Annotated in this window: 13 protein-coding genes, 1 pseudogene and 1 riboswitch; of the genes and pseudogenes, 12 read left to right on the top strand and 2 right to left on the bottom strand. The window is 38.8% G+C overall.

Features of this window, described 5'->3' with window-relative positions; translation table 11 throughout:
* Positions 1 to 15 precede the first annotated feature (15 nt).
* Both CYK16_RS10935 and CYK16_RS08595 read right to left on the bottom strand, forming a co-directional pair.
* A pseudogene (locus CYK16_RS10935) lies at positions 16 to 111 on the bottom strand (PH domain-containing protein); the annotation flags it as partial.
* Between the two features lie 93 nt (positions 112 to 204).
* Entirely contained in the window at positions 205 to 840 is a 636-nt protein-coding gene (locus CYK16_RS08595) for a YigZ family protein (protein ID WP_060806016.1), read from the bottom strand.
* A 56-nt stretch (positions 841 to 896) separates the two neighbouring features.
* Between CYK16_RS08595 and CYK16_RS08600 the strand changes: the two genes are divergently transcribed.
* The 12 genes from CYK16_RS08600 to CYK16_RS08655 all read left to right on the top strand — a co-directional run bounded on the left by CYK16_RS08600 (position 897) and on the right by CYK16_RS08655 (position 11948).
* Positions 897 to 2195, top strand: coding sequence for an ATP-dependent helicase ComFA (locus tag CYK16_RS08600; protein WP_060806015.1), 1299 nt, complete (start codon positions 897 to 899; stop codon positions 2193 to 2195).
* The gene (locus CYK16_RS08605; RefSeq protein ID WP_060806014.1) at positions 2192 to 2854 is read left to right on the top strand and encodes a ComF family protein; all 663 of its coding nucleotides are present in this window, start codon (positions 2192 to 2194) and stop codon (positions 2852 to 2854) included. Before CYK16_RS08600 ends, CYK16_RS08605 begins: the two co-directional genes overlap by 4 nt.
* A 79-nt stretch (positions 2855 to 2933) precedes the next feature.
* Positions 2934 to 3482 (top strand): ribosome hibernation-promoting factor, HPF/YfiA family, encoded by a 549-nt coding sequence (hpf, locus tag CYK16_RS08610; protein ID WP_000599100.1) that lies wholly within the window; start codon positions 2934 to 2936, stop codon positions 3480 to 3482.
* A 135-nt stretch (positions 3483 to 3617) separates the two neighbouring features.
* Positions 3618 to 5591 carry a DHH family phosphoesterase gene (locus CYK16_RS08615; protein WP_101776893.1) on the top strand — a complete coding sequence of 658 codons (1974 nt, stop codon included), beginning with the start codon at positions 3618 to 3620 and terminating at the stop codon, positions 5589 to 5591.
* Entirely contained in the window at positions 5588 to 6040 is a 453-nt protein-coding gene (gene rplI / locus CYK16_RS08620; RefSeq protein WP_000864214.1) for a 50S ribosomal protein L9, read from the top strand. Before CYK16_RS08615 ends, rplI begins: the two co-directional genes overlap by 4 nt.
* Positions 6041 to 6083: 43 nt before the next feature.
* Complete coding sequence (dnaB, locus tag CYK16_RS08625) at positions 6084 to 7442, top strand: replicative DNA helicase (RefSeq protein WP_101776894.1); 1359 nt, start codon at positions 6084 to 6086, stop codon at positions 7440 to 7442.
* Positions 7439 to 7705 carry a Veg family protein gene (locus tag CYK16_RS08630; protein ID WP_000128619.1) on the top strand — a complete coding sequence of 89 codons (267 nt, stop codon included), beginning with the start codon at positions 7439 to 7441 and terminating at the stop codon, positions 7703 to 7705. The genes dnaB and CYK16_RS08630 overlap by 4 nt, the downstream gene beginning before the upstream one ends.
* A gap of 88 nt (positions 7706 to 7793) precedes the next feature.
* A complete protein-coding gene (gene cbpD, locus CYK16_RS08635) occupies positions 7794 to 8909 on the top strand; it encodes a choline binding-anchored murein hydrolase CbpD (protein ID WP_101776895.1) in 1116 nt (371 codons plus the stop codon).
* An 82-nt stretch (positions 8910 to 8991) separates the two neighbouring features.
* Positions 8992 to 9094, top strand: a riboswitch (TPP riboswitch).
* Between the two features lie 68 nt (positions 9095 to 9162).
* Positions 9163 to 9453, top strand: coding sequence for a thiamine-binding protein (locus tag CYK16_RS08640; protein WP_060806010.1), 291 nt, complete (start codon positions 9163 to 9165; stop codon positions 9451 to 9453).
* The gene (locus tag CYK16_RS08645) at positions 9416 to 10174 is read left to right on the top strand and encodes an ABC transporter permease (protein ID WP_180948760.1); all 759 of its coding nucleotides are present in this window, start codon (positions 9416 to 9418) and stop codon (positions 10172 to 10174) included. Before CYK16_RS08640 ends, CYK16_RS08645 begins: the two co-directional genes overlap by 38 nt.
* Before the next feature lie 38 nt (positions 10175 to 10212).
* Entirely contained in the window at positions 10213 to 11220 is a 1008-nt protein-coding gene (locus CYK16_RS08650; protein WP_004255331.1) for an ABC transporter substrate-binding protein, read from the top strand.
* Complete coding sequence (locus CYK16_RS08655) at positions 11220 to 11948, top strand: ABC transporter ATP-binding protein (RefSeq protein WP_101776897.1); 729 nt, start codon at positions 11220 to 11222, stop codon at positions 11946 to 11948. The genes CYK16_RS08650 and CYK16_RS08655 overlap by 1 nt, the downstream gene beginning before the upstream one ends.
* The last annotated feature ends 71 nt before the right edge of the window (positions 11949 to 12019 follow it).

Here is a 12019-nt window from a genome sequence, read left to right on the forward strand (position 1 = left end):
TAGGATTTTTTTATATCATAGGTCTAAGCCATTAATTTTTAAGCGATTGTAGTAGGCTAATTCTAGCAAATATGTATAAAGTGGAACGATATCCGTTTTCTTTTTGAATTGCTTCCTTTTCTAGTAGGTCTTGGCAAGTATCTTTTTATGTTGCTAATTAAAGTAGCGGTGAAAATATCAGTGAAACGCTGCATTATCTATTATTTACACTAAGTTTACAGGAACTTCAACTTCTCGTAAACCTTGATCAGTCAAGGTAACTTTTCCATGAAAAAACTCTATAAGTGCAGCTTTCATATTTTCTTTTTCTTCTTTATCAACATAAATCATCGTATCGACTTGATCTGTAAAATTTGTATCCAGCTCCATGAGAGTATGTTCTTTAAGGAAGTTATTATATTCTTGGTACTGAGTGTAAGACATTTGAATAGCAATGCCAGCCTGTTCCTTTATTTCAATTATGCCAATTTCTTTGACAGCTAAGGCGACACTACCTGCGTAAGCACGAATCAGTCCTCCGGCGCCTAGTTTAATACCACCAAAGTAGCGTGTCACTACCATACAGACATTAGTAAGATTATGATTTTCTAGCACCCCAAGCATGGGAACGCCAGCAGTACCACTAGGCTCACCATCATCACTTGTACGTTTAATTTCACTACGCTCCCCAATAATAAAGGCTGAGCAGTTATGCGTAGCTTTGTAGTGTTTCTTTTTAATGGCAGTAATGAAGACACGGGCCTCTTCTTCGCTATAAACACGCTTGGCATGACAGATAAAGCGGGATTTTTTGATTTCTTCTTGGACTTGACCGTCCTCTTTAATTGTTTTAAATTCCATGATTTAATTGTACTAAAAAATTATCTAAAGCGCTAGGTTTTTACGAATAAAGAAGTATGAAAGTAAATCCAAATTATCTCGGTCGTTTGTTTACGGAGAATGAATTAACAGAAGAGGAACGTCAGTTGGCAGAGAAACTTCCAGCAATGAGAAAGGAGAAGGGGAAATTGTTCTGTCAACATTGTAATAGTACTATTCTGGAGGAATGGTATTTACCCATCGGTGCTTACTATTGTAGGGAGTGCTTAATTATGAAGCGAGTTAGGAGTGATCAAGTTTTATACTATTTTCCGCAGGAGAATTTTCCGAAGCAAGAAGTTCTTAAATGGTGTGGTCAATTAACTCCTTTTCAAGAGAAGGTGTCAGAGGGACTAATTCGAGCTGTCGACAAGCAAGAGCCAACCTTGGTACATGCGGTGACAGGAGCTGGAAAGACGGAAATGATTTATCAAGTATTGGCTAAAGTGATTAATGCGGGAGGTGCAGTGTGTTTGGCCAGTCCTCGCATAGATGTTTGTTTGGAGCTGTATAAGCGCCTGCAAAAGGATTTTGCTTGTGAGATAGCCCTCCTACATGGAGAATCGGAACCTTATTTTAGAACACCACTAGTTGTTGCGACAACCCATCAGTTATTAAAATTTTATCAAGCTTTTGATTTACTGATAGTGGATGAAGTAGATGCCTTTCCTTATGTTGATAATCCCAAGCTTTACCATGCTGTCAAGAATAGTGTAAAGGAGAATGGGCTGAGAATCTTTTTAACAGCGACTTCGACCGATGAGTTAGATAGGAAGGTTCGCATAGGAGAATTAAAACGATTGAGTTTGCCAAGACGATTTCATGGAAATCCGTTGATTATTCCTAAACCTGTCTGGTTATCGGATTTTAATCGCTACTTAGATAAGAATCGTTTGTCACCAAAGTTAAAGTCTTATATTGAGAAGCAGAGAAAGACAGGTTATCCGTTACTCATTTTTGCTTCAGAAATTAAGAAAGGAGGACAGTTAAAAGAAATCTTACAGGAGCAATTTCCAAATGAAAAAATTGGCTTTGTATCTTCTATCACAGAAGATCGATTAGAGCAAGTACAAGCTTTTCGAGATGGAGAACTGACAATACTTATCAGTACGACAATCTTGGAGCGTGGGGTTACCTTCCCTTGTGTGGATGTTTTCGTAGTAGAGGCCAATCATCGTCTGTTTACCAAGTCTAGTTTGATTCAGATTGGTGGGCGAGTTGGACGCAGCATGGATAGACCAACAGGAGATTTGCTTTTTTTCCATGATGGGTTAAATGCTTCAATCAAGAAGGCAATTAAGGAAATTCAGCAGATGAACAAGGAGGCGGGGCTATGAAGTGCTTATTGTGTGGGCAGACTATGAAGGCTGTTTTAACTTTTAGTAGTCTCTTACTTCTGAAGAATGATGATTCTTGTCTTTGTTCAGACTGTGATTCTACTTTCGAGAGGATTGGAGGAGAGTGTTGCCCAAACTGTATGAAAACAGGGTTGTCAACCAAGTGTCAAGATTGTCAGTTTTGGTGTAAAGAAGGAGTTGAGGTCAGTCATAGAGCGATTTTTACTTACAATCAAGCTATGAAGGATTTTTTCAGTCGGTATAAGTTTGACGGAGACTTCATTTTAAGAAAAGTTTTTTCTTCATTTTTAAGCGAGGAGTTGAAAAAGTACAAAGAGTACCAATTTGTAGTCATTCCATTAAGTAAGGAGAGATATGCTGATAGAGGATTTAATCAGGTTGAGGGCTTGGTCGATGCAGCGGGATTTAAGTACTTGGATTTGTTAGAGAAAAGAGAGGAGAGAGCTAGTTCTTCTAAAAATCGTTCAGAACGCTTGGGGACCGTACTTCCTTTCTTTATTAAAAGTGGAGTCACTATTCCTAAAAAAATCCTACTTATAGATGATATTTATACTACTGGAACAACTATAAATCGTGTGAAGAAACTGTTGGAAGAAGCTGGTGCTGAAGATGTAAAAACATTTTCCCTTGTAAGATGAGGAAAAAATTTGCAAAAATAAAATGAAAGCGTTATAATGAAATCAGAAAAACAAAAATGTTTAGAAAGAAGGTACTCATATGATTAAATATAGTATCCGTGGTGAAAACCTAGAAGTAACAGAAGCAATTCGTGATTATGTAGTTTCTAAACTCGAAAAGATCGAAAAGTATTTTCAAGCTGAACAAGAGTTGGATGCTCGAGTTAACTTGAAGGTGTATCGTGAAAAAACTGCTAAAGTGGAAGTAACGATTCCGCTTGGCTCAATTACTCTTCGTGCAGAAGATGTGTCTCAAGATATGTATGGTTCAATTGATCTTGTAACTGATAAAATTGAACGTCAGATTCGTAAAAATAAAACAAAAATCGAGCGTAAAAATAAAAACAAGGTAGCAACTAGTCAATTATTTACAGATGCTTTGGTGGAAGATCCAAATGTTGTTCAGTCTAGAGTTGTTCGTTCAAAACAAATTGATTTAAAACCAATGGATTTGGAAGAAGCTATTCTACAGATGGATTTGTTGGGACATGATTTCTTTATCTATGTGGATGTTGAAGATCAGACAACCAATGTGATTTATCGTCGTGAAGATGGCGAGATTGGCTTGTTAGAAGTTAAAGAATCTTAATTTCAATATGTGTAAAGGAAGGTTTACTGAATTGTAAACCTCCTTTTTCTTATAATTGATAGAATTACTGATTACACTTTTAAAAAGTCGCTTTTTGGTGGTTATTATGGTATAATGGGTGCCAAGAGGTTTGGAATGAAAAAATTTTATGTAAGTCCTATTTTCCCCTTAATATTAGGAATAGTGGCGTTCGGAGTGCTATCTGTGCAACTTGTTTTTGTAACGAATACACTGGTAACGCTATTTCTTTTGCTACTTATTTTGGGTTCATATAGTTTATTATTCATCCATCAGAGAGACTACTACTCAAGGAGTGAAGTAGAACAAATCCAGTATGTAAACCACCAAGCTGAAGAAAGTTTGACAACCTTGTTAGAACAGATGCCTGTCGGAGTTATTAAACTAGACTTATCGTCAGGTGAAGTTGAATGGTTCAATCCTTACGCTGAATTGATTTTGACGAATGAAGTGGGCGAGATTGATGTTGCATTAATTCAAACAATTATAAAGGCATCGGTAGGGAATCCAGGTTCTTATGCTACCTTGGGTGAGACCCGCTATTCGGTTCATATGGACAAGGTATCTGGAGTTCTTTATTTCTTTGATGTGTCTGGAGAATACGAAGCGACTGTTGAGTTAGTGACAAGTCGACCTGTGATTGGGATTGTTTCTGTTGACAACTATGATGATTTAGAAGATGAAACATCGGAGTCTGATATCAGTCATATTAATAGTTTTGTAGCCAATTTTGTTTCAGAATTTGCTGGGAAGCATGCCATGTTCTCTCGTCGAGTGAGTATGGACCGCTTTTATCTATTTACGGACTACACGGTGCTTGAGGGATTGATGAACGATAAATTTTCTGTTATTGATTCTTTCAGAGAAGAGTCTAAACAGAGACAGTTGCCCTTGACCTTAAGTATGGGATTTTCTTATGGTGATGGTAATCATGATGAAATCGGGAAAGTTGCATTGCTCAACTTGAACTTGGCTGAAGTGCGTGGTGGCGACCAAGTGGTTGTCAAGGAAAACGACGAAACGAAAAACCCAGTTTATTTTGGTGGTGGATCTGCTGCCTCCATCAAACGTACACGGACTCGTACGCGTGCTATGATGACGGCTATTTCAGATAAGATTCGTAGTGTAGATCAGGTTTTTGTAGTTGGTCACAAAAACCTTGATATGGATGCTTTGGGTTCTGCTGTAGGTATGCAGTTATTTGCTAATAATGTAACAGAAAATAGTTATGCTCTTTATGACGAAGAACAAATGTCGCCGGATATTGAACGAGCTGTTTCATTCTTAGAAAAAGAAGGAGTTACAAAGTTGTTGTCTGTTAAGGACGCAATGGGGATGGTGACCAATCGTTCTTTGTTGATTCTTGTAGACCATTCAAAGACCGCCTTAACTTTATCGAAAGAATTTTATGATTTATTTACCCAAACCATCGTCATCGATCACCACAGACGGGATCAGGATTTTCCAGATAATGCGGTTATTACTTATATCGAAAGTGGTGCAAGTAGTGCCAGTGAGTTGGTAACGGAATTGATTCAGTTCCAAAATTCTAAGAAAAATCGTCTGAGTCGTATGCAAGCAAGTGTTTTAATGGCTGGTATGATGCTGGATACTAAAAATTTCACCTCACGAGTGACTAGTCGGACATTTGATGTTGCTAGCTATCTCAGAACGCGCGGAAGTGATAGTATTGCTATCCAAGAAATCGCTGCGACAGATTTTGAAGAATATCGTGAGGTCAATGAACTGATTTTACAGGGGCGTAAATTAGGTTCAGATGTACTGATAGCAGAGGCTATGGACTCGAAATGCTATGATACAGTTGTTATTAGTAAGGCAGCAGATGCCATGTTAGCTATGTCAGGTATTGAAGCGAGTTTTGTTCTTGCGAAAAATACACAAGGCTTTATATCCATCTCAGCTCGGAGTCGTAGTAAACTGAATGTACAACGGATTATGGAAGAGCTGGGAGGTGGAGGCCACTTTAATTTGGCTGCAGCTCAAATTAAAGATTTAACCTTGTCAGAAGCAGGTGAAAAACTGACAGAAATTGTATTAAATGAAATAAAGGAAAAGGAGAAAGAAGAATGAAAGTAATCTTTTTAGCAGATGTTAAAGGAAAAGGTAAAAAAGGTGAAATTAAGGAAGTACCGACAGGGTATGCACAAAACTTTCTTATCAAAAAGAATCTAGCCAAAGAAGCGACTGCTCAAGCGGTAGGTGAGCTTCGTGGTAAACAAAAATCTGAAGAAAAAGCTCACGCTGAGATGATTGCAGAAGCAAAAGCAATTAAAGCCCAACTTGAAGCAGAAGAAACTGTTGTAGAATTTGTTGAAAAAGTTGGTCCAGATGGTCGTACCTTTGGTTCCATTACCAATAAGAAAATTGCAGAAGAGTTGCAAAAGCAATTTGGAATTAAGATTGATAAACGTCATATTCAAGTACAAGCTCCGATTCGAGCAGTTGGTTTGATTGATGTACCAGTGAAAATCTATCAAGATATTACAAGTGTGATCAATCTTCGTGTGAAGGAAGGATAAGTTTACACCTTCTTGACAAGATTGTAAAAGGAAGGGAAGTCTGATGGCAGAAGTAGAAGAGTTACGAGTACAACCTCAAGATATCTTAGCTGAGCAATCCGTTTTAGGGGCTATCTTTATTGACGAGAGTAAGCTTGTTTTTGTTCGAGAATATATTGAGTCTCGAGACTTTTTTAAGTATGCCCATCGTTTGATTTTCCAAGCTATGGTTGACTTATCCGATCGTGGCGATGCTATAGATGCAACAACGGTTCGTACCATTCTTGATAATCAAGGTGATTTACAGAATATTGGTGGCCTGTCTTACTTGGTTGAGATTGTCAATTCTGTGCCAACTTCTGCTAATGCGGAGTATTATGCTAAGATTGTTGCAGAAAAAGCAATGCTACGGCGATTAATCGCCAAGTTGACAGAGTCTGTCAATCAAGCTTACGAGGCTTCGCAACCAGCTGATGAAATCATTGCTCAGGCAGAAAAAGGGTTAATTGATGTCAGCGAAAATGCAAATCGAAGTGGATTTAAGAACATTCGAGATGTGTTGAATATCAACTTTGGGAATCTGGAAGCTCGCTCGCAACAAACGACCGATATTACAGGTATTGCGACAGGCTATCGTGACTTGGATCATATGACGACTGGTCTTCATGAGGAGGAGTTGATTATCTTAGCAGCTCGTCCGGCGGTTGGTAAGACAGCCTTTGCCTTGAATATTGCTCAGAATATTGGGACCAAGTTGGACAAAACAGTTGCTATTTTTTCACTGGAAATGGGTGCGGAAAGTCTAGTGGATCGTATGTTGGCGGCAGAAGGGTTGGTGGAATCGCATTCTATCCGTACGGGTCAATTGACTGATGAGGAATGGCAAAAGTATACCATTGCTCAAGGGAATCTAGCGAATGCCAGTATCTATATCGATGATACGCCAGGAATTCGGATTACAGAGATTCGTTCTCGTTCTCGTAAACTGGCTCAAGAAACGGGTAATCTTGGTTTGATTTTAATAGACTATTTGCAGCTTATCACGGGAACAGGTCGAGAAAATCGTCAACAAGAGGTTTCAGAAATTTCACGTCAGTTGAAAATTTTAGCTAAGGAACTGAAGGTTCCAGTAATCGCTCTAAGTCAGCTTTCTCGTGGTGTAGAACAACGTCAGGATAAGAGACCGGTCTTGTCTGATATTCGTGAATCTGGGTCTATTGAGCAGGACGCTGATATCGTAGCCTTTCTTTATCGCGACGATTACTATGAGCGTGGTGGTGAAGAAGAGGAAGGCATACCAAATAATAAGGTAGAAGTTATTATCGAGAAAAACCGTAGTGGAGCTCGTGGAACTGTGGAATTAATTTTCCAAAAAGAATACAATAAATTTTCAAGTATTTCAAAAAGGGAGGAAATAAGATGACAGATGCATTTACAGATGTAGCTAAGATGAAAAAAATTAAAGAGGAAATCAAGGCGCATGAGGGTCATGTAATTGAAATGACTTTGGAAAATGGACGTAAGCGCCAAAAAAATAGATTGGGTAAGCTAATTGAGGTTTATCCATCCCTATTTATCGTTGAATTTGGAAATGTTGAAGGAGATAAACAAGCTAATGTTTACGTTGAATCCTTTACTTACTCAGATATCCTTACAGAAAAGAATTTGATTCATTATCTGGACTAAAGTGAGAAATTTTCTCACTTTTTCTTTTTTCTCCGAATAGTTTAAGTGAAGGTAATCTTCAATTTATATTATTTTTCAAGGAGGAAGAATGAAAGTTTTACCATTCAAAGTAACAGAGACAGGATTTTCTTTGAGAAAATCAGTTAAAAAGGTTGTTCCTTTTTTAGCAGTAGGATTGATGCTAGTAGCGAGTGATAGTGTATATGCCTATTCTGGAGGAAATGGATCGATTGCGCGTGGGGATGATTATCCTACTTACTATAAAAATGGGAGTCAGGAAATTGATAAGTGGCGCATGTACTCTCGTCAGTGTACTTCATTTGCAGCCTTTCGCTTGAGTAGTGTCAATGGTTTTGAGATTCCAGGAGCTTATGGAAATGCGAATGAATGGGGCTATCGTGCTCGTCGTGAAGGCTATCGTGTAGATAGTGTACCAACGATTGGATCTATTGCTTGGTCTACTGCAGGAGGATATGGTCATGTTGCTTGGGTTTCAAATGTAATGGAGGATAATATAGAAATTGAGGAATACAACTATGGTTATACAGGATCCTACAATAAACGAATTATAAAAGCGAATACAATGGCAGGATTTATTCATTTTAAAGATTTGGATGGAGGGAATGTCGTAAGTAGTAGCAACGTATTCAATAGTCAACCTTTGTCTTCTTCAGGAGGAACACATTATTTTAAGAATAAGGCAGCTATTAAAAATCAACCTTTAGCTAGTGCAACTTCAATTGCCTATTATTCTCCAGGTGAGAGTGTTCATTATGATCAGGTACTTGAAAAAGATGGGTACAAGTGGTTGAGTTATATATCTTATAGTGGAAGTCGTCGTTATATTCAGTTAGAGGAGGTTGCGTCATCGCAGAATCAAACAGAAGTTAGTTCCAATGATGTTCTGACTGTTGGTTGGAAGAAAATAAATGGTAGTTGGTATCATTTCAAATCAAATGGCTCTAAATCAACAGGCTGGTTGAAGGATGGTTCTAGCTGGTATTATTTGAAATCATCTGGTGAAATGCAGACAGGTTGGTTAAAGGAAAATGGAGTGTGGTATTATCTGGATAGTTCAGGAGCAATGAAAACAGGATGGTATCAAGTCTCTGGTAAGTGGTATTATTCTTACTCTTCAGGTGCCTTAGCTGTCAATACGACGGTGGCTGGCTACAGAGTAAACAGTGATGGAGAACGAGTATAGAAAATGGGAGTAGGAAATTTTTCCTGCTCTTTTCTGTAAGCAGTTTTCTTGACTTTTTTTTTATTTTGCGCTATCATATGTCCATATAATATATGGGAGTCTGTGTACAGTCTGAGAGGAAGTGTTAAACTTCGACCGCACCTGATCTGGGTAATGCCAGCGTAGGGAACGATACTTAGTCTATTCTTGACCTTTTCCATATATGGTAAAGGTTTTTCTTTTTGTCAAAGGAAAACGAGAAGAGGAGGTTTTTATGAAAGCAAGCATTGCCTTGCAAGTTTTACCCCTAACACAGGGGATTGATCGGATAGCTGTTATCGATCAGGTCATTGCTTATCTGCAAGCTCAAGAAGTGACCATGGTGGTGACACCATTTGAAACGGTCTTGGAAGGGGAGTTTGATGAGCTTATGCGCATTCTCAAAGAAGCGCTAGAGGTGGCAGGGCAGGAGGCAGATAATGTCTTTGCCAATGTCAAAATAAATGTAGGAGAGATTTTAAGTATTGATGAGAAACTTGAAAAGTATACTGAGACGACACATTAGTCTATTGGTCTTTCTGGGAGTCTTGTCAATCTGGCAGTTAGCAGGTTTTCTTAAACTTCTCCCCAAGTTTATCCTGCCGACACCTCTTGAAATTCTTCAGGCCTTTGTTCGTGACAGAGAATTTCTCTGGCACCATAGCTGGGCGACCTTGAGAGTGGCTTTATTGGGACTGATTTTGGGAGTCTTGATTGCCTGTCTCATGGCTGTACTTATGGATAGTTTGACTTGGCTCAATGACCTGATTTACCCTATGATGGTGGTTGTTCAGACTATTCCGACCATTGCCATAGCCCCTATTCTGGTCTTGTGGCTAGGTTATGGGATTTTGCCCAAGATTGTCTTGATTATCTTAACGACAACCTTTCCTATCATCGTCAGCATTTTGGACGGTTTTAGGCATTGTGACAAGGATATGCTGACCTTGTTTAGTCTTATGCGGGCCAAGCCTTGGCAAATTATGTGGCATTTTAAAATCCCAGTCAGCCTGCCTTACTTTTATGCAGGTCTGAGGGTCAGTGTCTCCTACGCTTTTATCACAACAGTAGTATCTGAGTGGTTGGGAGGCTTTGAAGGACTAGGTGTTTACATGATTCAGTCCAAGAAACTGTTTCAGTATGATACCATGTTCGCGATTATTATTCTGGTATCGATTATCAGTCTGCTGGGTATGAAGTTGGTCGATATTAGTGAAAAATATGTTATTAAATGGAAACGTTCGTAGAATAAGAATGTTTCTGAAAAAGAAAAGAGGAAATTGAAATGAAGAAAACATGGAAAGTGTTTTTAACTGTTTTAACAGCTCTTGTAGCTGTTGTGCTTGTGGCCTGTGGTCAAGGAACTGCTTCTAAGGATAACAAAGAGGCAGAACTTAAGAAAATTGACTTTATCCTAGACTGGACACCAAATACTAACCACACAGGACTTTATGTTGCCAAGGAAAAAGGTTATTTCAAAGAAGCTGGAGTGGATGTTGATTTGAAATTGCCACCAGAAGAAAGTTCTTCTGATTTGGTTATCAATGGTAAGGCACCATTTGCAGTGTATTTCCAAGACTACATGGCTAAAAAATTGGAAAAAGGAGCAGGTATTACTGCCGTTGCAGCTATTGTTGAACACAATACATCAGGAATTATCTCTCGTAAATCTGACAATGTAGCTAGTCCAAAGGACTTGGTTGGTAAGAAATACGGAACTTGGAATGACCCAACTGAACTTGCTATGTTGAAAACATTGGTAGAATCACAAGGCGGAGATTTTGAAAAAGTTGAAAAAGTACCAAACAACGACTCAAACTCTATCACACCGATTGCTAATGGAGTATTTGATACTGCATGGATCTACTATGGATGGGATGGAATTCTTGCTAAATCTCAAGGTGTAGATGCTAACTTCATGTACTTGAAAGACTACGTTAAAGAATTTGACTACTACTCACCAGTTATCATCGCAAACAACGACTATTTGAAAGACAACAAAGAAGAAGCTCGTAAAGTTATCCAAGCTATCAAAAAAGGCTACCAATATGCTATGGAGCATCCAGAGGAAGCAGCTGATATCCTCATCAAAAATGCACCTGAACTCAAGGAAAAACGCGACTTTGTTATCGAATCTCAAAAATACTTGTCAAAAGAATACGCAAGCGACAAGGAAAAATGGGGTCAATTTGACGCAGCTCGCTGGAATGCCTTCTACAAATGGGATAAAGAAAATGGTATCCTTAAAGAAGACTTGACAGACAAAGGCTTCACTAATGAATTTGTGAAATAATGACAGAAATTAGACTAGAACACGTCAGTTATGCCTATGGTCAGGAGAGGATTTTAGAGGATATCAACCTACAGGTGACTTCAGGTGAAGTGGTTTCTATTCTAGGTCCAAGTGGTGTTGGAAAGACCACCCTCTTTAATCTAATCGCTGGGATTTTAGAAGTTCAGTCAGGGAGAATTGTCCTTGATGGTGAAGAAAACCCCAAGGGGCGCGTGAGTTATATGTTGCAAAAGGATCTGCTCTTGGAGCACAAGACGGTGCTTGGTAATATCATTCTGCCCCTCTTGATTCAAAAGGTGGATAAGGCAGAAGCTATTGCTCGCGCAGATGAAATTCTTGCGACATTTCAGTTGACAGCTGTAAGAGATAAATACCCTCATGAACTCAGTGGAGGGATGCGCCAGCGTGTAGCCTTACTCAGGACCTATCTTTTCGGGCACAAGCTCTTTCTCTTAGATGAAGCCTTTAGTGCCTTGGATGAGATGACCAAGATGGAACTCCACGCTTGGTACCTTGAAATTCACAAGCAGTTGCACCTGACAACATTGATTATTACTCATAGTATCGAGGAGGCCCTCAATCTCAGCGACCGCATCTATATCTTGAAAAATCGCCCTGGGCAGATTGTTTCAGAAATTAAACTAGATTGGTCTGAAGATGAGGACAAGGAAGTTCAAAAGATTGCCTACAAACGTCAAATTTTGGCAGAATTAGGCTTAGATAAGTAGAAAAATAGGGAGTTGGTGAAGATTATCCTTTACCAGCGCCCTTTTTCTTTTAAAAATGAGAAAATTTCGGT

It is taken from the genome of Streptococcus oralis subsp. dentisani, assembly GCF_002860905.1.
In the GTDB taxonomy this organism is placed as follows: Bacteria; Bacillota; Bacilli; order Lactobacillales; family Streptococcaceae; genus Streptococcus; species Streptococcus oralis_BA.